The sequence below is a fragment of the Sporofaciens sp. St.21A7 genome (assembly GCF_059728535.1).
The window spans coordinates 3,092,092-3,113,719 of record NZ_BAAGFN010000001.1; the positions used below are offsets into that span (position 1 = coordinate 3,092,092).

At 40.3% G+C, this 21,628-nt stretch carries 14 protein-coding genes, 1 tRNA gene and 2 pseudogenes; 8 read left to right on the top strand and 9 right to left on the bottom strand.

Annotation, left to right across the window (positions count from 1 at the left end):
• Positions 1–22 precede the first annotated feature (22 nt).
• Positions 23–1,600 carry a polyphosphate:AMP phosphotransferase gene (gene pap / locus AC6I3O_RS15230; protein ID WP_497851633.1) on the bottom strand — a complete coding sequence of 526 codons (1,578 nt, stop codon included), beginning with the start codon at positions 1,598–1,600 and terminating at the stop codon, positions 23–25.
• 272 nt (positions 1,601–1,872) lie between these two features.
• Here pap and AC6I3O_RS15235 point away from each other — a divergent pair.
• Positions 1,873–1,956: transfer RNA gene (locus tag AC6I3O_RS15235), tRNA-Leu, on the top strand.
• Between the two features lie 6 nt (positions 1,957–1,962).
• Here the strand turns inward: AC6I3O_RS15235 and AC6I3O_RS15240 are convergent.
• The 3 genes from AC6I3O_RS15240 to AC6I3O_RS15250 all read right to left on the bottom strand — a co-directional run bounded on the left by AC6I3O_RS15240 (position 1,963) and on the right by AC6I3O_RS15250 (position 8,548).
• Positions 1,963–3,438, bottom strand: a complete 1,476-nt coding sequence (locus tag AC6I3O_RS15240) for a tyrosine-type recombinase/integrase (RefSeq protein WP_497851634.1) — start codon at positions 3,436–3,438, stop codon at positions 1,963–1,965.
• Positions 3,439–3,609: 171 nt separating this feature from the next.
• Entirely contained in the window at positions 3,610–3,867 is a 258-nt protein-coding gene (locus tag AC6I3O_RS15245; protein WP_497851635.1) for a hypothetical protein, read from the bottom strand.
• Positions 3,868–4,033: 166 nt separating this feature from the next.
• Entirely contained in the window at positions 4,034–8,548 is a 4,515-nt protein-coding gene (locus tag AC6I3O_RS15250; RefSeq protein ID WP_497851636.1) for a hypothetical protein, read from the bottom strand.
• 234 nt (positions 8,549–8,782) lie between these two features.
• Here AC6I3O_RS15250 and AC6I3O_RS15255 point away from each other — a divergent pair, with 234 nt between their 5' ends.
• From AC6I3O_RS15255 to AC6I3O_RS15285, 7 genes and pseudogenes are all read left to right on the top strand, one after another.
• Positions 8,783–9,376, top strand: coding sequence for a DUF6431 domain-containing protein (locus AC6I3O_RS15255; RefSeq protein WP_497851637.1), 594 nt, complete (start codon positions 8,783–8,785; stop codon positions 9,374–9,376).
• 90 nt (positions 9,377–9,466) lie between these two features.
• Positions 9,467–9,637 (top strand): annotated as a pseudogene (locus AC6I3O_RS15260) (DDE-type integrase/transposase/recombinase); the annotation flags it as partial.
• Positions 9,638–9,713: 76 nt separating this feature from the next.
• A complete protein-coding gene (locus AC6I3O_RS15265) occupies positions 9,714–9,992 on the top strand; it encodes a transposase (protein ID WP_304523298.1) in 279 nt (92 codons plus the stop codon).
• 17 nt (positions 9,993–10,009) lie between these two features.
• Positions 10,010–10,867 (top strand): IS3 family transposase, encoded by an 858-nt coding sequence (locus AC6I3O_RS15270; protein WP_497853417.1) that lies wholly within the window; start codon positions 10,010–10,012, stop codon positions 10,865–10,867.
• Between the two features lie 40 nt (positions 10,868–10,907).
• Positions 10,908–12,011, top strand: a pseudogene (locus AC6I3O_RS15275) (DDE-type integrase/transposase/recombinase); the annotation flags it as partial.
• Positions 12,011–12,817, top strand: coding sequence for an ExeA family protein (locus AC6I3O_RS15280; protein WP_497850223.1), 807 nt, complete (start codon positions 12,011–12,013; stop codon positions 12,815–12,817). The pseudogene AC6I3O_RS15275 and the gene AC6I3O_RS15280, both read left to right, overlap by 1 nt.
• A 12-nt stretch (positions 12,818–12,829) precedes the next feature.
• Positions 12,830–13,153: a DUF6618 family protein gene (locus tag AC6I3O_RS15285; RefSeq protein ID WP_302134599.1), complete on the top strand. Its 324-nt coding sequence runs from the start codon at positions 12,830–12,832 to the stop codon at positions 13,151–13,153.
• Positions 13,154–13,326: 173 nt separating this feature from the next.
• Here the strand turns inward: AC6I3O_RS15285 and AC6I3O_RS15290 are convergent, their stop codons facing one another.
• The 5 genes from AC6I3O_RS15290 to AC6I3O_RS15310 form a co-directional block, all read right to left on the bottom strand.
• Positions 13,327–16,143 carry a phage tail tape measure protein gene (locus AC6I3O_RS15290; RefSeq protein ID WP_497851638.1) on the bottom strand — a complete coding sequence of 939 codons (2,817 nt, stop codon included), beginning with the start codon at positions 16,141–16,143 and terminating at the stop codon, positions 13,327–13,329.
• 91 nt (positions 16,144–16,234) lie between these two features.
• Positions 16,235–16,747, bottom strand: coding sequence for a hypothetical protein (locus AC6I3O_RS15295; protein WP_497851639.1), 513 nt, complete (start codon positions 16,745–16,747; stop codon positions 16,235–16,237).
• A 110-nt stretch (positions 16,748–16,857) separates the two neighbouring features.
• Positions 16,858–17,472, bottom strand: coding sequence for a hypothetical protein (locus AC6I3O_RS15300; RefSeq protein ID WP_497851640.1), 615 nt, complete (start codon positions 17,470–17,472; stop codon positions 16,858–16,860).
• 227 nt (positions 17,473–17,699) lie between these two features.
• Positions 17,700–17,939 (bottom strand): helix-turn-helix domain-containing protein, encoded by a 240-nt coding sequence (locus AC6I3O_RS15305; protein ID WP_159752262.1) that lies wholly within the window; start codon positions 17,937–17,939, stop codon positions 17,700–17,702.
• Positions 17,940–18,132: 193 nt separating this feature from the next.
• Positions 18,133–21,345: an RNA dependent RNA polymerase gene (locus tag AC6I3O_RS15310; protein WP_497851641.1), complete on the bottom strand. Its 3,213-nt coding sequence runs from the start codon at positions 21,343–21,345 to the stop codon at positions 18,133–18,135.
• Positions 21,346–21,628 lie beyond the last annotated feature (283 nt).

Consider the following 21,628-nt stretch of genomic DNA (forward strand, 5'->3'; position numbering starts at 1 on the left):
AAAGTACTCGATTTCCTTTATTTTACTTCTTATTTTTTTCCGCATCTTTCTCAAGACGCTTTTCAATGGCATTTACCACCGTCTCAAGCACCTTAATTCTTGCATAATATTTACAGTTCCCTTCTACGACAATCCATGGAGCGTAAGGGGTAGACGTGCGGATCAGCATTTCATCCACAGCCTCTTCGTACTGGTCCCACTTCTCGCGGTTACGCCAATCCTCGTCCGTAATCTTCCACTGCTTCTCTGGATTCTCCTGCCTTGCCGAAAACCGCTTCGCCTGCTCGTCCTTGTCAATCTGCATCCAGAATTTCAGCACGATTGCACCGGCATCCGCCAAATCTTTCTCCATGTCGTTGATTTCTCTATATGCCCGCTGCCACTCCTGCCTTGAGCAAAAACCTTCGATCCGCTCGACCATGACCCTGCCGTACCATGTCCGGTCAAATATGGTGACGTGTCCGGCTTTTGGCATATCTACCCAGAATCTCCAGAGATAGTGATGCGCCTTCTCGATATCGTTGGGTGAAGCCGTAGGATGAACCACGAAGCCTCTGGGATCCATTTTCTCCGTCAGACGCTTAATGGCTCCGCCCTTGCCTCCGGCGTCCCAGCCCTCGAATCCGAGGATTACGGGGATTCTCCTGCGATAAAGTTCCCCGTGGAGCTTCTCCATCTTCTTCTGCAGCTTAGCAAGACGTGCCTTATATTCCTCCTTTGTGTATGTAAGGCTTAAATCAGCCTTACTGAGGATGGACTCCTTCATCTTTTTATCCTGCTCTAATCCACTCTCCTGCCGGGTATTGCCGGCGTCTTTGAGTTCCGCCATACGCTCGGCAGTATTCCCTGAATCTGCATTTCCGTCCTTTTTCTTACCCGCTTTCTTCCTTGCCTCTTCCACCTTCTTGGCCAAAGTCTGTGCGACGATGGCATAAATCTTCGCCGTGGCAAACCGGCGGTCTACCGCCTCTACAATATTCCAAGGCGCATATTCCGCGTCCGTACGCGTCAGCATCTCTTCGTTGACTTCCTGATATTTTTCAAACTCCTTGTTGCGCTTTAAGTCTCCTTCGCTTACTCTCCACGCCGTTTCTTTGGATTCCATAAGTTTGTCAAAACGCTTCTTCTGTTCCTTCTTATCGATTGCCAGGAAAATCTTAATGATTACCATACCGTCCGAAGTCAACTGTTCCTCGAAAGAGCAAATAGAACGATAGGCGTCCCCAAGCTTGCTCTTCTTCGTTTTTTTATCGAAACGGTCAATTAATACTTTGCGATACCAACTGCTGTCATAGATGGCGACACGTCCTTTTGCCGGCATCTTCGTCCAAAACCTCCACATAAACGGGTGCATCCGCTCCTCTTCCGTTTCATTTTTGACCGCGTACACCTCGAAGCCTCTCGGGTCGAGCGCCTTGATGAGTTCTCCGATCTGGACGCCTTTTCCGGACGCCCCATATCCTTCAAATGCAATCATCACCGGTATTCCATACTCTCTGCATTCTCTCTGGAGTTTTCCAAGCTTCGGCGTCAATTCTGCCATTTTCTCCTTATACTCTGCCTTGCTAAGTGATTTCGTCAAATCCAACTTTTCTAACATCGTCATTCTCCTCGCTTTTCCTGCAAAATATAACCTTTTTCATCAGTTTTTTGGTTCTGATTCTATTATACACCAAAATATCAGTATATATTGAATAATTTTCTGAGATTTTCTTCGTGCTTTTTGGACATTAGTGGTTATACATTTTCCAATAGCTGGGACCTGAAATGATTAAAATTGGATTATTAAAAAATTTGGAAAAATTAGAATTTATTGTTGACATCTGTGGAGCTTTGTAGTATTATAATTTTCGGACGGTAGATACGTCGTTTGCGGAAGTGTCGGAACTGGCAGACGAGCAAGACTAAGGATCTTGTAGCTTTCGAGCTGTGTGGGTTCAAGTCCCATCTTCCGCAGGTCTGTTAGAGAGCTGAAAGCCTTGTAGTTTCAAGGGTTTTGGCTCTTTTACTTTTCTGAAATGAGATTATGTTCTGGTCACTTTTGGTCACTTTATTATTTGATATATCGGAAAGAGCATTCAACACTGCTTCTTTCGTCTCTTTATCCGTCATAGTATTGTAAATATAGTGTTTCATTGTCGTTGATTCATCAGCATGACCCAGCATATCTTTTACTGCACTGATATTTACACCATTGTGGAGAAGCATAGAGCCATATGTTTTTCTTATCTTGTGCATAGTCTTGACTTTAATCCCAATATATTTGCATCCTCGAATAAGCTGAGCGTCTACTGCATCCGGGGACATGATCTGTCCATTCTTGACAAACAGAAAGTCTTCATAACATTCATTATATTGATGATTGATATCCTGTATACGTTTTATGGTTTCTATTGCTTTTGGACTTAACGGAAGCCATCTATCCCCATCCGATGATTTTGTATAATTCACCACTTCAAAACCTGTACTTTTGATATTGTCAATGTCTGATATGTCAAATTTTTCGACTACCTGCCTATGTATATGGATCCACCCATCTTCTATGTCCGATTCACTTATTGCAAGTATTTCGCCCTTCCGTGTACCAAGTTCAAAATCTAATATTACAGCTAATGGTGCGGTATTTTTAGGATTATTTTTAAGCCTTCGCTCCATTTCCTGAATGATTTTATTTTTCTCGTCAGATTGATAGACTTCATATTCTGCTGGTTTTTTCCCATGATCCGCAAACTTCTTTTTGTTAATCTTTGTTCTGTAAGGATTTTTGTCAATATATTCTGCATCAATGGCGTATTGAAGTGTTTGTTTTAATAGACCGCACATATTATAAAACGCTTTTGGCTTTAACTCATACTCATCTAAGGCATTATTCAAGAAATTATCTACATCAATTTTGGTAATCTGATTTAATGGTTTTTCAATAAATTCTGTTCCAATATAAAATTTATGCCAATCTGCCATCATTCTTTTTATTGTACAGGCAGTTACCTCTTTGGACTTATATCTTATAAATTCATCAAATAAATCCTTAAATTTTATATTTTCCTTGCGATTTTCTGCTTTTTGTTCCTGCTCTTGCCCTTTATAATACTGATAAACAATTTCTTCAATGTCCTCTTTCTTTTTCCGTTTTACCTTCTTTCTTCCAGATTTTTTCGTTTTGTCAGGTATATGGCAATACCAAGTTTGTTCTTTCTCGCTATACCATATACAAGATCCATATTTCTTTAGTATGGTATTTCTCTTAGCCATCTCTATTTTTTCTTGCACGTATGATAGGTCAATTATATTATTTTCCAGCGCATACTGCAAGATTTCTTTCTCATTTAATTTCTCTATAGTAACTTCATCTCCTACTTTATATATAATTATGGGCTTGCCAGTCGTGCCGACAAGCCTCGGATTATTCAAAAGTGGCAGCAGACTGTAACCGTCCACTGCCTATACAAATTCAAAATGCCGGCACTGCTCACTATGCAAGACCGACATACTACTAAAATTATATGGTTACGTTACTATTTTTTGATTCTCTATCAAAACCCTATTTCTAAAGTTCTCTATCTTTTCTAATCGCTTACGAGTGTTTACAAGTTCTTAATTTCCCAGATTCTAAACCGCCTTAAAGGTCTTCTTGATACTCCTCATATCTTTTATCAGTTCTGTATATTTGACTTTTTCAACTTTCAAATCATCTAACGCATCCTGCCACTGCTTCTTGATTCCCTCTAATTCAGAAATTAGTTCATCCACATGCTTATTCTTAGAACCATCGGCAGATTTGGCATCGTTCTTCTTTAGTACGCCAAGCTCTTCCTGTAATTTTGCATTTCTATTTCTTAATACCTCGATTGTCTTTTCCTGTTTCATGTAAATATTCCTCCAAATATTGTCTGTCATTTTGTGTTGCTATTCAATTTTTACTATCTTTTTTGATGAATTGTTGTCGTGTTACAGTATAAAAGGGCAGAGAAAGCTAATTTCCAATGCCCTCTATTATACTTTTATTTACTAAGGGAGAATAGAACTACCATTCCTAGATTCTTATCTTATATTTCTCAAAGCTACTCCGTCCAGATAGTTCCGCAAACATCATCGTTTGAAGTAATCTATGAGCTTTTTCATCATGTTGGATAAACCTCAAGAAATCTTCTGGTTTCTGTACGTTTTCAAGATTAAATTCAACATGTATCTCATTATTAATAGTAGTAGCAGTTCTTTCATGTATCACAGGCTGCAAAGCCTCAGCCGATGGAGCATTAGGGTAGAACCTCTTAATATAGTCCCCAGGGTTGTTTACCAGGTGCCAAAGGTTTTTCGTTGACTCATTATTATAGATCTGGTCGCCACGATGTACCCTTGTAAGGATTGCGCCGTCTGATTTCCTGACTACCGTCTCAGGCTGGTTATCTTCATTCGTCCATGCCCACTGGTCTTTGTCCACGCTCTCCGTGCCATTCTTATAACCCCTTAGCTGGTCAAGGCTCACCCATCCAAGGTCATTGGAACCTAAGCTGGAACCTCTTGAGATATGGTATGGCTTCGTTGCCCAGGAGGCATTGTTAATCTTGGTAATATAAACGGTCTGGCCTAACATCTGGCTTCCATTGGGATTCAACCCATCAGAACTATAGAAATATTTTCCGTTCGCAAACGTAACTGCGTCACCAACTCTTGGAACGCCGTCACCACCATTAGAAGAGGATGGTTTTGGAACAGGAGTTGGAGGCTTCGGAACCGTTGGTCTGGAAGTCTGTTCTGTCTGCTGTTTATCCGCATTATCAATATTTTTCTTCGCTGATTCATCGGAAGCGTTCACGGCCTGCTGGATCAGATTCTTCAGGTCATTGATCGCAGTCTGTACACCAGTGAGAGAGGAAGTGAACTTATCTCCATAAGTCGTAATGACACCTGTCAGTTTATTTGTACTGTCCGTCCATACCGTTGTCATGGTATCCGTAATCTTATAACCAACGCTTTCAGCCTCAGAAACTATCGTGTCACGGATAGCAGAGGATTCAGAATTGACGTTCCCGATTACGTCCATAATCAGCACGTCAATATTATCAAGCCTTAAGTTCAAAACAGTTTCATATTCTGTATATAATTCATCCAGAAGTTTCTTCTGTTCCGTAATCCCTTTCTTATACTGGGTTTCCTCTAAATCGGCTTTCAGTTCGTTCAGCTCATTCTTTAGCTCCTGTCTGATAGCGGCACCTTCTTCTGAATCATCACCTTGGAATGACATCAACTGCTTTTCGGCTTCATTGATTTTCTTTTGTTTTTCAGCAATTTCTTTCTGATAGTCGTACATGTCTTTCTGTGCATCCATCATGTCATTGTACTTATTAATGAGGTCTTGCAAAGATTCTAGCTGTTTATTAATTCCATCTTCAACAAGATCTTTAATTGCTTCTTTTTCATCCTCGGCTGCAAGGATGGATTCCTGCTGTAATTCCAGCAATTCCTTCCTGCGGTCAACTAAGGTCTGGTTGTATGGGTCTTTTGCCAACTCAGATTGGATTTTCTCCATCTCTTTGCGGTATTCATCAGCCTGGGACATGTAAGTATTGTAATTGCCCCCATGCAGCCCCATGGTTGCCTTCCCTTTATCCGTAATAATTCCTTTATCATCGAATAGTTTGTTGGATGAAAGTAACTTCACCAGGAAATCAGATTCATCCGTAATGCCGGAGATACGGTCTTGTATCTTGTCAAAGATTTCCCACTCGATATCACGGATGGAATTGCCAAATTCTATCAGGCTTGTATTCGCTTCCTGGATAGCTTCATTTACGCCGTTGATTTCACTTTGGAACTCATACCATTGTTCAGAACCTTCCTCGATATTGCCATTTGTGATTGCGTCATTCATGGAATTGATTAAGTCCTGGCGTTCCTTCGTTAAATCTTTCAGTCTGTTCAGTTCGTTGGATATCAAAGCATCGTAATATTTCGTACTAATGATATATCCCTGTGCCTCAGCCTGGTCAATGTAACCTTCAAGGATGTTCTGTCTGTGTTCAAGCTGACCAAGGATACCGTCATACAGAGTGACTACGTTATCAAATGCTTCTGTATAGAGATCCCTTACGGATTCTTTTAATTCCTCAACTGCGTCACGGCAGTCAAGTGCTTTTTCATACCACTCTTGATATTCTTTGATATTTTTAGCCAGTTCTTCATCAGTAATTGTGCTGATGTCAATCGCACCGTCCCTTACCTGGCTCTTATAATTTTCTGATAAGGATACAGAATTCGCCTGTTGGATATAACGGTCATATCCGGCTTGCTGGGTTGAGATTTCTTCGGTGATACTTGAAATCTGGTTACGGAGTGCCGTGTTCCTTTTGGAGAAGGTGTTATAAGCACTTCCAGCTACACGTTCGAGATTCTTGATCTGACGCTCAATACGGTCAATCATCATCTCGATATAATCAATGGTTTCCTTGAATTCATCTGCTTTGTCGGATGTGTCGGATGAATTGTTGGATGAGTTGGATTTGGAAGAGGATTTTGTGGAACTTGAGGAGGGTTTCTTTTTGGAAGTGCCAGTATTGTTTGTTACTGCACTGGGCAACCTCCAACCGTTTGCATAAGCATTCCCTAATGTGCCTTTTGCATAAGCCCTGGCATGTCCGTTCGTTCTTCCTGTATTTAATAAATCCCTAGTCTGTTCGGCAGTTAATACAATATCGCCTTTCTTGAGGTTCTGCACATGCATACCACCAGGTAATAACATCCATTTGCCGTTCCTGATGATAGATTCGGTTCCTAATTCATTTACTAATGCTTCTTCATCTTGGGATAAAGAAATCTTGCCATCAGAATAAGCAGGTCTATAGTTAACTACATTATAACCTGTACCATTGGCACGGGCGGGTAGGAGAGTACCGTTTGACCTTTGGGAAATACCTTTTCCTAAATTGGCAACTTTGTTTACGACACCATTATTTCCTTTGGTGCCTCCACCAGGGCTCGCATTTGAAAAATCAGCAGAATATTTTACTACCCCAAATAGAGTAGGAGCAGAACTTGGGAAAGAACCGCTGTAGTTTGCCTTCCCGTCTATAGGCGGTGCAGTTTCCGGGTGTTTTCCAAGAGTAAAATCCGCTTCACCTTCTGCATTTGGTACTTCTTCCGGTGATTCTCCAAGCGTATAATTGACAGTTCCATCTTGGTTTAGAATAGGTGTTATTTCCTGTTTGACCCCGTTAACATTAGTAGTATAGGTAATGGTGCCATCAGTATTTCTGATTGCTTCAATACCTCTTACTTCACCATTAACTTCAGCAGTAAAGAGCAGTTTCTGTCCACTTTGCAGAGTTTCTAACTGAGCCTGTACCTGCTCAACCGAGGCATCTACATTCATTATAATGGTTTTTCCGTCATTACTCATGATGCCATCTATTTTTGATTCAGCCTTTGATGTGTCTACATCTACCTCGAATAGTTTTTCTGCATCAGCTTCAAATAATTTCTTAATTTTATCTTCAGCAAGTCCAGTCTGTTCGGATAGCTGACTAATAGTGGAATTAAAACCATCTGAATTGAAAAATTCTTCCCAATTAGCAGTCTTCCCATTTGAAAATGCATCCAGATAAGCATTCTGCATTTCTAATAATGCGTTTTTCTGGACTTGAAGTTCTTTTCTCTGTCCTTCGCCCATGTCATAATTAGAACGTAAGACTTCATTTATTTTTGAAACGGTATCAAGCGTATTTTGATATCCACTATCTGAGGTAGCTTGTTCCATCCCTTCTTGTGATGAAACCTTTTCTCTATAGGATTCCTGTTTTGCATTTAGACTACCCCATTGCTCAGTTGTTCCACCGTCAGTCATTTCATGCTTTAATTCTTCAATCTCAGACCTAATGCTTGCAAGGTCATACTGGAATTCAATCTTTACAATCTGGTCTTCCGTGAGAGTGGATAAATCAGCTTGATATCCAGCAAGTTCACTGTCCCAGTTTTCAATAAGGTCACTAAGTTTCTTTTTAGACTCGCCTTCTTCCATGGAATCACGGAGGCTCTTGATTCCATCCAGTGCGTTTTCATATCTTTTAAGACCTTCACCACTGAACATAACATCATCAAATTCAGCACCATATGACTCAAGGTTACGCATAGCAACCTCTGTAGCTTCGACACTGATTCCTAATGCCTTTGCCGCTTCTGCACTGGTTTCGAATCCCCATGTGATGTCGTCGCCTGCTTTAGAGGCAAGGTTTTTATCAATCAGGTCATTTGTAAAATTAGTTGCGCTGGTAATTGGATTTTCAGAATCGAAATACCTTTTAACCTTTTCTCTTGCATTTTCCCATGCGGCTACATATGCGTCTGCGTCATACTTGAACCCTTCTGCGTCTGGATTAATAATATCCGGAGATATGAATTGCACGGCAGCTTTAAAATCATCCGTACCGACTTTTCCTGTTTTAGCATATATTTCCTCTGCCTGTTTCAGATATTCAGCCATGGAATTCCAGTCAGCGTCTTGATTTTCAGACTCAAATGTAGCCCAGCAAACTAAAGTTCCTATCTCCCGCACAAAAACGTCAAATTATAATCTCAGTTTTTAAACACTGTCTATAAAAGTGTGCTGCAGGAGGCGGCACGTTTTCCTCTTGACCATCCCATGTCATTCCGATATAGTTTTTATGGAACGAAAAAAAGAGAAAGAACAGCCCCTTCCGCAGTTCGTTCTTTCTCTCACATACCAGTGTGCCTGCCATATACGGGATCGTATCCCACTCGTGAGGCTCCGGCAACACCGACATATACTATGATAAGAGAAAACTCCCTGTTTTGCAAGCTGGTTCGTATAAAAAGTTCATCAAAGATCCTGTTCGATTCCTTTATGGCCGGATTCCGTTCGGAACTACAGACCTGTCCCTGCTGTGGGGTAAAGGGATCCTGCCACATCCATGCCTACTATGACCGCTCCCTGGTGGACTTCATTGGCGGCACCCAGGTCCGCCACAGCCTCTGCATCATGCGCCTCATCTGTACCTGTGGCCATACCCATGCCATCCTCCCGGACTTCATCATTCCCTACTCCGGCTATGGCCTGTTCTTCCTTCTACGTGTCCTGGCGGAGTATTTCCTGCGCCTTTCCACTGTGGAAAGGCTATGCGAACGCTTCTGCATCACCCTTTCCCAGCTGCGCCGGTGGCTGCAGCTCTTTCGGGTGCAGAAGGAAGATTGGCTCGGCGTGCTTTCCTCCATGGAGGTTTCCGGCCTTTCCTTCCTGAAGTCCCTGTTCACGCAGCCGGCTTATTCGGATTTCGCCTCCGCCTTTGTCCGCCGTTTTACAAAGTCTTTCCTCCAGTCCCATAAAAACCCGGCACTTTACTGCCAGCAGGTGTTCGGCCCCTGACCCTTTTTCCGTCGGCCACACGCCACGGGTATGGCTTCCCTCCCTTCTCTCCTGCATAATGGTGGAAAACCACCTAAGGAGGACATTTTTATGGACAACAATCCCAAAAACCTTTCGGACGCAGCCGCCATGGCACAGTTCCGCCTCGCTCTCATAGCGCCGGTCATCCATGGCCTTTATCCGGATGCGTCCAGGAACGCTTACTACCAGCGTATCACCGAAAAACCGCTCACCCTGCCTGACGGCTCGGTATTCCAGTGGTGTTAGTATATAAGTGTGGACAGGAAAAGTTGAACAATCTATACTATCAAGTGAAAGAGCAAAGGAGATGTTCAACATGGCGAAGAACCAAAAATCTTACACTCCGGAATTTAAACAGCAGATTGTGGATCTGTATAATGCCGGAGGAACCTCGTATCCAAAACTGGAACGTGAATATGGCGTAAATCGGAGTACACTCAGCAACTGGGTAAAACAGCTTTCTCCTATCAATGTGTCCGAGGAGGAAACCGTTACCCTCAAAGAGTATAAGGCTCTCCAGAAAGAGATCCAGCGCCTTAGAATTGAAAATGAAATCTTAAAAAAAGCGACCGCCATATTCGCAAAAGAACAATAGCTGAGATTGTTTCTTTTATTCAGCAAAACTTAGCCCATTATACGGTATCCCAGCTTTGCAGCGCCTTGAAATTCCCAAGGAGTACCTATTACAAAGCTCTGGTTTGTGTACCCTCAAACCGGCAGAAGGAATATAAGGAATTCAGCCAGAAGGTAAAAGACGCTTATGAAGATTCAAAGCAGCGGTATGGGGCAGTTAAAATATGCCGTACGCTCAATGGCAGCGGGACTCCCTGCAGCATAAAACGGGTTCAGCGGCATATGGCAGAGCAAGGGCTTCGCTCTGTTGTAGTAAAGAAATACAACCATCATGCCAATCACGGAACCGTTCCCGATAATAAAGAGAATATTCTGAAGCGTGATTTCGAGACGGAAACCATCAACCAGAAATGGTGTACCGATATTACCTATATCCATGTACAAAAAGAAGGATGGACCTATCTGGCTTCAGTCATGGACTTGTGCAGTCGTAAGATTATCGGATATGCGTATGGAACATCCATGACAGCAGAACTGGCGATAGAAGCTGTTAAGAACGCCTGTCTGAATGTCAGGGAGACAAAGGGGATCATTCTCCACAGTGACTTAGGAAGCCAATATACGAGTCAATCGTTTGAGAGGATCCTGAAGAGCAGGGAGATACTGCATTCATTTAGCCGGAAGGGAAACCCTTATGATAATGCCTGTATCGAATCGTTCCATTCTGTACTGAAAAAAGAAGAAATCTACCTTCATAATTATCAGGATTCGAAAGAGGCCCGAAGGGCAATCTTTGAATACATAGAGGGCTGGTATAACCGTAAGCGGATACACAGTGCTATTGGTTATATGACACCTCAGCAAAAGGAGGATGAGGAATTAAAAAAAGCAGCATAAGCTTTCAACTTTTTTTGTCCAAAGTATTGACATAGGTCCACAGTACAGCCCAAAGACCCTCAGCAAATGGGTGTCCCTCTACCAGAACGGCGGCATCGACGCCCTCTTGCCGCAGGAGCGTTCCGATAAGGGCTCCACCCGGGTTCTCCCAGACACGGCCATTGAGGAGATCTACCGCCTCAAGGAGGCCTTCCCACGGCTGAACTCTACACAGATCCACCGGCACCTCGTTGAAGAAGCCTTCATCCCTGCCACAGTCAGCGTCTGCGCCGTCCAGCGCTTCGTCAAGAAACATGACCTGAAATCGGCACGCAACCCCGGCATGCGGGACAGGAAGGCATTTGAAGAAGACGCCTTTGGGAAGATGTGGCAGGCCGATACCTGTTACCTGCCTTATATCACGGAGCACGGCCAGCGCAGGAGAGTCTACTGCATCATGATTATTGATGACCATTCCCGTTTTCTGGTGGGCGGCGGCCTCTTCTATAACGATAATGCCTATAACTTCCAGAAGGTGTTGAAGGACGCTGTGGCAGCCCATGGAATCCCGGCAAAGCTCTATGTCGATAATGGCTGCAGTTACTCGAATGAGCAGCTTTCCCTCATCTGCGGCTCCATCGGCACCGTACTTTTACACACAAAAATTCGTGATGGTGCTTCCAAAGCCAAAATAGAACGCCAGTTCAGAACGCTCAAGGAGACTTGGCTCTATACGCTGGATCTGGATTCCATCACCACGCTGGCACAGTTCAACAGGCTGCTTAAGGACTATATGCGCACCTACAATACATCTGTCCATTCCGGCATCGGCACAACGCCCATGGACCGCTACCAGCAGACACGCTCCTCCATCCGGAACCCTAAGTCCAGGGAGTGGCTGGAGGAATGTTTCCTGAACCGCATCACCAGGAAGGTGAACAAGGACTCTACCGTCTCCATCGACAAGGTGTCCTATGACGTTCCCATGCAGTTCATTTCTTCAAAAGTGGATATCCGCTTCCTGCCAGACGACATGTCCAGTGCCTTCATCCTTTATGAGGGGGAACATTATCCCATCCGGCCTACGGATAAAAACGAGAACTGCAGGACGAAACGCAATAACACGCCGTCCATCGATTATTCAAGGATCGGGGGTGAGAGCTGATGTTCCGTTCCTACTATGGGCTTTCCTTCAATCCCTTTGACAAACAGAACGCAAGAGAAAAGGACCGGTTCCTCTCAAAGGACATCTCGGAAATGACGTCCCGGCTGGACTACCTCAAGGACACAAGGGGAATCGGGCTGTTCACCGCACGCCCCGGCATGGGCAAGTCCTTCGCACTGCGCTGCTTCGCAAAGTGCCTCAACCCCAACCTCTACCATATGGAGTACATCTGCCTCTCCACGGTCAGCGTCATGGAGTTCTACCGCCAGCTCTGCTCTGTCCTGGGGGTAGAGCCAAGGGGCGGCAAGCCTGGGATGTTCCGCGCCGTACAGGAGCAGATACTCTACCTCTACAAGGACAAGAAGCAGCCCCTCCTCCTGGCAGTCGATGAGGCACAATACCTCTCCACCGGCATCCTGGAGGATATCAAGATGCTCATGAACTACGGGTATGACTCCCTGAACTGCTTCACGCTCATCCTCTGTGGGGAGCCCCACCTGAACAGCACCCTGAAAAAGCCCGTCCATGAGGCCCTGCGCCAGCGCATCACCGTACACTACAACTTTTCCGGTCTCTCAGACTCGGAAGTGGCGCAGTATATCCTCCACAAGATCGCCTGTGCCGGAGGCGCAGCCTCCATCATCGACCAGGCAGCGCTTTCTGCCGTCCACAGTCACTCCCAGGGGAGCCCCCGCCTGGTGGACAACCTGATGACCGACGCGCTGACTCTGGGGGCACAGATGGACAAGAAAGTGATCGATACGGATGTCATCCTGGCTTCTGTCAGCAGCCAGAATCTCGGATAGGAGGAATGGAACATGAATTATACCTGTATCCTGAAAAGCGGTTCCCGCAAGGAGACCTGGACGGGGCAGATCATCCTGCTGAGCACGGGGAACGGATGGTATGAAGCTGAGATCAATGGGCGGGGGACTTACTTCCACATCCTCGCCGGACGGCATAAATATGGGAACTACCTGTGCATCCCTAACCATGATGTAGGGTGCGAGCTCTCCGATTTCTCCGATATCTTTTGGAATGAAGAAAGGATCGGCTCCCTGATGCGGAAGGTGGATGCGGTGACTGTCGCCACCGGCCTGGTTCATCTTCCTGTTCTGGCCGACAGGCAGGGGAAAAACTAAATTTTTCATATGGGCCATGTGTCTCATGAGGGATCCATGGCCTTTTGCATTTCAGGCGCAAAACAATACCGACAACAACGTGCAGCATTTTTGACAGGATTGTGCATTTGCAGACAGCACTGCGCAGTCAATAGGATAAATGTCGGAAAAATAATTCGCTGTTTGCGTCTCCCTCAATTTGCCGTCCGACACTCAAACGCCTTTTTCACGCCATCTACAGAACCGTCAATGGAGTTGATTGCTTCCTGTGCTTCCTGGGCAGATTCTACCAGTCCACTGAAATAATCATCAAACACTGCCTTTTTACCATCCCCAGTGATACCAAGGTCGTTGAGGGTAATGCCCATTTCATGAAGTGCGTCAGTTGCACTTTTCCCAGATTTTGTAGCGTCTAGGAGCTGGTCTTTAAGGTTGTTGGAGACTTTGGAACCGTTAAAGAAGGATTCGATTTGCTTTATTTGCTTTTCGATTGGAGACAGGTTAAATCCATTTACCAGATCATTAATTTCCAGATTTTCTTTGACTTCTTTCTCGAACCCTTTAATTATTTCACCAGTCTGTTTGTCATAGAAATTTTCTGTTTCTACATTTAGTTCTGCAAGAAGTTCTGTAGCTTCTGACTTATATTTTTCTAAAGACTCCCTGGCAGAATCAAACTGTCCTTCATAAAGTTTCCTGTCTTTCTTGGAAAGTTTATCATCAGCTAATTTAGCTTGCGCATCGTCGATCCTCTTTTGCGCTTCTTCCATTTCTGCGACAAGTTCCCTTATATATTCTTTTCTGTTGATGGATTTGGAAACGTCCATGCCGTTTTTGTCCATATGAGTATCTAAACTCTTTTTGGAAGCATAATTGATAGATTCCTTCGCTGCCTCTGCCGCTTCAATCGCTTGCGTGTCTGCTAATTGTTTCTTAGTGTTGAGTTGGGTTTCAAGTAAGGCATTTTTTCTTTCAAGTTCTGCTAACTCCGCTTCATCACCAGGAAGTAATTTGTCTTGGCTTTTTAATTCATCAATTCTCGCTTGTGTGGTAGAAAGCTCTGAATTTATGGATTGGATTTCAGAGACAGTAGATGAATATGCTGTAGCTGAAGAATCTACTTTTTCTTTTAAGTGGTCTTGCTTATATATTAATTCGTCGGCTATTTTTGTGAGGGCTGCAAGTGATAATTCAATACCAGCTCCTACTAAAACCCCCGTAAGCGCATTGGTTAAGAATGATTTCGGATTAAATGCTTTTTCAAATTCTACACCTGTTGATTTCAAGTGTTCTTTGTAGCCTTCAAGTGAACCGCTTGCTCCGTCAAGACCTGATATATAGTCCTTAAAATTTTTATTCTGTTTGACAAATTCGCCACCAAAATCTTCTAAAGATGTCTGACCAATCGAAACATTATTATTCCATCTTGCAATTTCTGATTCTGCATCCGAAAAGTGCTTTTTCCAATTCGTCCCAAACTTTATACCAAAGAAATCACCTTTGACATCCAAGCCTTTTCCATCCTTATTAAATCCAATGTCTGAAATCCCTTTTCCAGTGAAAAGATTTCTAAGTGCCATAATACTTGAAATCATAGTTGGAATGAATAACTGTGCATCTTGTAATTTATCCATAGAAGATACTATATCGTCAAGGAATGAAATTCCACCCTTCATTAAATCAGCTTGTGCAAAATTATTGACAAATTCAAGCCAAGAGTTTGAAAGAGAATTTAACCTACCAGCCCAGGATTCTGAAGTCTTCATCGCCTCAGTCATTGCACTTCCTTCACCGTTAGCATAATCTTGGAGTTGCTTATCGTACTGATCGAAGTTTGTTAAAATAGAAGCTAATATATTACTTCTATGTTTTCCGGCAATATCATCCGTAATTTTTGCCCTACGTACATCTAAAATATCCAAACTATTATAAACTTCTGAAAGTTCTCGAAGTATATCAATCGGATTTCTCAATTCGACCATACCATCTTTAACTGTTTTCAAAGATACGCCAACATCATTACATGTAGACTCTACCTTTTTCAAACTCTCTGCGTCAATTATTTCCCCATCGTCTGTCATGCCTTGAACTTGTCGAAGGTTCATGATTATAGTACGAAGACCTCTGGCAACCGTTTCTCCTGCTTCTTTCGTTGTTGCAACACCTGTACCAACTAATGCGGTTGCCTGATCTTCTGTTAATCCAGAATTCGCTAACATGGAACCGGCTACTCGAATTCCATTGGCAAGCTCTGTCATTTGCAATGCGTTGTGATTCGTCACTGAATTCATGCCGTCCAATACAGATGTAAGTTTTTCTACATTTCCTTTCATCTGCCATGCACTATCAGAGGCTATCAGAAAATTCGTAGCAGTCTTTTCCGTCATCTGGCCAGCCGTTTGCGCAATTGTAGATAAATCTGCCATTTCTTCAAGGTTTGAGTAACCTGCTTGACTAAAAGTTTCGGAACTAGATAAATAATCTTTAACTAAAGCACCCCATTTACTCGCTAAATCGTATGAATTATTCGCAAGATCAGATAACTGAGTTTGACTAAGATTTCCTGTTTTATCTATTTCTACAAGAGTGCTATTTAACTCTTTTAAATGACTAATTGCTTCTCGCACCTTGTCTATTCCAGCGTCTAATGCATTATTCCCACCAGAAAACAAAGAAAACAGTCTATTAGCGTTATCTGTTAATTTAGAAATACTATTGGTTTTACTTTCTTTATAAGCAACTTCAAATTCAAGTGGCTTCTTCTTTGTTTGTTTTTTCGTTTCCTCAAGCGTTTCATCTATTCCTTTTTTCACAGACTTTGCATCAACATCTACATCAAGTTTTATTTTTTGATTATCTTTTGAAATATCTTTTAGTTTTTTCTGTGCTTCCTCAATTTTTGAGTCGTCAACATCAAGTTTGATCTTCTGGTTTTTCTCTAAATCCTTTAACTGAGCTTCAGCCTTGCTTGTATCTAATACCGCTTGGATTTGTGCTACAAAATCTGACATATATCATTTCCTTTCTTTTTGCATAATAAAAGAGAGACTACTGTAAAATAATCTCTCTTAGTTGTATTTTCTTTATTCAATTTTCAATTTTTTAGAATCTATATTTACAATTAACACAGACTCTATCAACCTTATTTGTTCTAAAACCTGTCCATATGCTGAACTTTCGTTGGACTAATTGGATATTTGAGGAATGACATCTAGGACATTTTCCTTCTGCAATCCATAAAGCATCTGGTTTATCTATTGTACATTTTTCTGATTCAGTAAAAGCATCTGATTTATATTCTCGCCGTAATACTTCCTTAGCTGCATCTGAATTTCCTGTTTTATCTTTTGAAGGTGCTTTAAATGTATATTTTAATTCCATATCAGAAGTCATTTTATCTTTTTTAACCTTAGATTCTTCTATAATAAAATATGTATTACTATTTTTAAATTCAATATAATACCAAGTAACTAATTCCTCTTCCGGTGCTGTTTCAGCTTCTTCCATACCAAGACTTGCCCCACATACGAGACATGTATTTAGAGAATTCTTCTGCTTCAAAATTTCTTCATTTAGGATACTTCCACACGCTTCACACAAAATCTTACGCCCCATACCAGCACCTCCAAGCCCTCAAATTAACTACCTATATCTTACCACACATTACTTCATTTAGCAATACAAACAGAACATATTTTCTGTACTATTTTCTACAATGCTACTACCTATCTTGTTATCGTATTAATCAGTGTATCAATTCCAGATTTCCTATATAAATAACCCGCCACACCACTAAATAAAGGGATTGTATCTTTAATTTCATCAAAGTTATTCATAAAATCTAATACAGCATCTAATGTAGATTTCCTTTGATCATATAATTTTTTATTCTCGTTTTTATAATCAAGAAGAATATTTAAAAACTCTACAATCTCATCAGGACTCAACTGTAACATAAAAACCAAATCCTTTTTCTCTTCTTCATGAAGGTTATCCCAAGTCTCTTTATCAAACAGAAAATTACCTATGATCCTGTCGCTTGGCAACACATTATCTTCATCATCAAGACATTGAACGTCATATTGTGCTTGAAGACTAGCAAAAAATTCTTTTCGTATATTAGGATCTATCAACTGGATAGATGTGATCTCATCTTCATATAAATCTGCATATTTTTCTTTGCCAAATAAAAACCTATAACTTCTCTTTGGTTCCCCATCAATAAGATGTTCATTTTTTGCTATCAACATACCCGAAATTACAGTACCAGCTTCTAAGCTGACCATGTAAAACTTCTTGAGTTCCAATTCTTTCTCTGCTACACTATTTTCGTTCTCCAAATATAATATTCTCCTTTTTAAATTTATTTTCTTGTATTTTTCAATATTCAGTTGTCTAATTTTTTTGTTTGGAATCCTTTGGCTGAATTTGAATTGCCGATAACCAAGACTCTGTTTCATAATTTAATGCCTTAAAAATCTTATTGATTTTACATAGCTCATTAATATCGGTCGAAGAATAAAATCTTTCATTTAATAGTTGTATCAAATAATCATACAATTCATCATTAATAGTCGCTCTTACAATAACTATCGCCCTCTCTTTCCATTATTTCATGCACTGATTTCAAAAATTTTCCATCAAGAAATTCATGCACTTTTTTTATTTGTATTTTCCTCAACTTACATTCTCCACTGAGCCACCTGCTACAGCGTCCTTGGTCGCATCCAATATAGTCGGCAAAATGGGTGATACGAATCCCATTTGCTTTTAAATATTTCCTTGCGATAACATTTAATGTATCCATCCTCACACCTCCCGTCATTTAAATATTTCTATGTTGATGTTGCAACTTTTAACCACTCGAAGAGGGGCGCCACTCCTCTCTTTTCTATACAAATCTACGATTTTTAAAAAAATGCTTAGAACACCCTATTTTAAAGGCTTTCTAAGCACTCATATTTATATCAAAACTCCCAATTATTCTATGTGTTCTATAACTATTGCTTATTTTTGTTTCTCAGTTCATTTATCCTTGAACATTTCGGACTGCATGTCTTAAAATTCCCGCCTACTACGATGAATTTTTTCTGGCAAACGGCACATGTTTTTACTTTCGCTTCTTTTGAATACATATAATAATCAATCAGCGGATTACTATCATTTACCCAAAACAATTCTTCAGGTTGATAATCTGGATTTTCATTATCTAAAAAATATTTTTTAGGTAAATACAAATATATTTTATCATAATCCATACCATATATTATTTTGATCAAACCTTTTTTTACAAATCTCTCTAATCCTTTCTTAGTAATAGTCCTTCCTATCCAACGGTCTATTGTAGTCCGTGTTACTTTTTGATAGCGGGCATTATTATAAATCTTAAAGTGATTGCGGTTATCATCTGTAATAGATTCCTGGTCTTCCAGCCCATCCAAATATTTTTTCTTTCTTTTATAAAGAACCAGCAAAAGATATAATAAATAGCGGTCAGTCTCACATCCCTTTCTACATGAAAGATTGCTTATCCAAGAATATTCATAATCCATAATCGGAACCGTATATTCATCCAACATTTCTTTTTGTACTGCTCTAACCATGTCATTGATCATATTTTCTTTTTCTTCTGACTTTTTATAGGCATTTCTTTTGACTTGAAAAAGTTTTTCTGGTTTATGCCTTAAATTATATAACAGATTTTCATATAAGATATCTCCAAAACAACTCCAAAGGATAGATTTGTCGGAATCCCTATTTTCTTCTTGAAAATATTCAATATCTATAAGATACAAGGCCGTCTTTCTACGGAACCCAATTTTCTCACTAATATCATATTTTTCCTTTACTACATTTTTCAAAATAGAATAACAATGAAAATAATAAACATCATAGCCCAAATTCTTACTTTGTTTACTAGCGTTGTACTTTTCCCTAAGTCTTTTTCTAAACTTCTCGGTATCCTTTATCTTTAATTTCATCAGTTTATCCCGTAATGCTTTATATGTATCAGAAGAACGGTCAACTTTAAAATCAACATCTTGGAAATATACAGGATTGAAGTCTTTGCCGTCAACTGGATTTACCCAGATATTTCCCTTATTACTTTTGGTATTATCCCCTATATATTTGCTTATACGATTAACATTACTTCGGTTATTGATTTTTTTGTTATCACAGCACTTATCAGTTCTTTTATCCTTTGCATATTTAAAAAAATATGGATACTCCCTTTCCAGCCACTCATGATACATTCCCTGATATTTTCCCAAAGAAGGCATGTATTGGGACTTGGGATTATCTATGCAGAAATTATTATATGCTGTCAATATACGGACAAAATCAACGTCTATCTCATATGCCATGTTCAAATATTTTGTCATGACATTCGAGATATCGCCTATCCTTTCATTTTTAAAGCTGCGCATTAGGCAGTCATATATATTCTGGTCATTTACTTCCGACGGTTCTGCCTTTTTCATTTCGTAATAAAGTGGCAGCTTTTTTCTATCTAATAAATCAATAAATGCTCTATCTGGTGTTAGGAGCAATTCATCACCATCTACATCGCATTGCAGAATCTTTGTCAATAAATCATGTGTGCTGATTACTGTATCCATACCAATGAACCATTTTTTACATTCATCTGATTTCTCCAACAAACGTATTCCATGCTCGCAGTCTGATAAATGTGGACTCCTTAGACAACATACTTCCGTCACATCTTCTTTTTCACAATATAACGCATTATATATATGATTCTTTGGTATGAGTCCTTCTGGTTCTTCCGTACCGCAGAACCAATATTCACATGCGGCATAGAGATCTGGGCAAATGTAATTGTAGTATCCTTTAATATATGGCCTTCCTGACATAGCTTTTTTACGTTCAGATTGGATTTTTTTATCAATCCGTTTTCTGACAAATGAATCCTGTAACATCTGGGGATATGCTTTGATTGACGCATAGAACGGATCAAGGCCATCTATTTCATCCATATCTGCCCCCATAATCTCAAGGGCAGTATCAGGATTGATTTTAGCGTCATTAATTTTTTCAATCGTCAATTTTGACAAATCCTTAATCTTTTCATCTGTCACATTTTCTCTTGGGATCGTCTGATAGAACTGATATGCGGACAAGACAATAGGATCTTCATTATTGGGATAATGCATCGTATTATTAATGCAAATCTTTAATCCATTGCCTTCAAATGCTTCCTTATAATCCTCCCACGATTTATAAAATTTCCACATTTTTAACTGACTGCCATTTAAAATCATCTTAATTTTGTCCCTGATATAATTAACTGAAATCTCATTTCCCCATACATCCTTAATTATGTCTTTCGCAATGCCTTTTTCTTGTTTCTCTATAATAAACTGCCGGAAATTGAATGGAAATACTGCTCCTTTTATCCATCCCCCTCGAATCTGACAGCTCTGTGGGAATACCCCTGGAAGAAATATTCCTGCACCATCCATATGATTTATGGGAACTGGCATTGTCCTTTCCTCGATTGTATGGGACTCCATATCTAAGTAATTTACTCTTTCAATTACATCAGTCTCAAACTCCGGCAAGACAAGAATTTCATTTATATCAATATCAATGGATGGTTCCACACTCTTTGAAAAAATCAATGATGTATATGCTAAATACTTTCCTGTATTACATCCACCATTTTGATTTATAATTTCTAAAGTCAGCCCACACATTAACCGTTTTTGGTTATTTTTTAAGAAATCCTCTTGCATTAAACAGACCTGCCGTTTTTTCATTTGGTTAGCAGATGATGAATACACCTTATATTTTTCTCCATTAATCAATACGCCTTTATCAATCAACTGTTTTAAAAGTATCTCATGCCAACTATGTTCATCTTTTTCTGATGTACCTGGACAGTCCAATATTATAATCTCTTTTATCAATGGAATTTCTTTCGGATTTTTTTCATCATAGACTAATGATTCTGATAAACGGACACATTCATTTTCAAATCCTGCAATAAGTTTACTTATAATAGGCTCATTATTTTTATAAAACAATGACTTTTTGGCGATTTCCCTAACATCAGGATAACTACTAACACTATTTAAAAGTTCTTCTTTTGTTTTCTGTTTTTCATCCGATTTATTGATTGCCCTGTATTGATTATATATTTCCCGTTCTTCCTTAGCCAAACAATCAAAAACTGATAAGTTAAACATCATATATCTTCTTGCTTTTGCAATTTCATTTTCTTTTATAACAATCCCTCCATTCCCTCTCTATTTCTTCCCAGCAACTTTCAGAGCCAAATAGAATAGAATCTGATCTATCGGCTCTGAATATGTGCTTGTACTTATTTATTCACTTTTAATATCATAAAATGTATCAAAATATACCATTATATGTTCAATAAAGCTACAACTAAAAAACTTAGCCTGACTTCTTCTAACATAAAAATCACCATACCATTAGATATGATGAGCTTTTATATTCAATATTCATTTG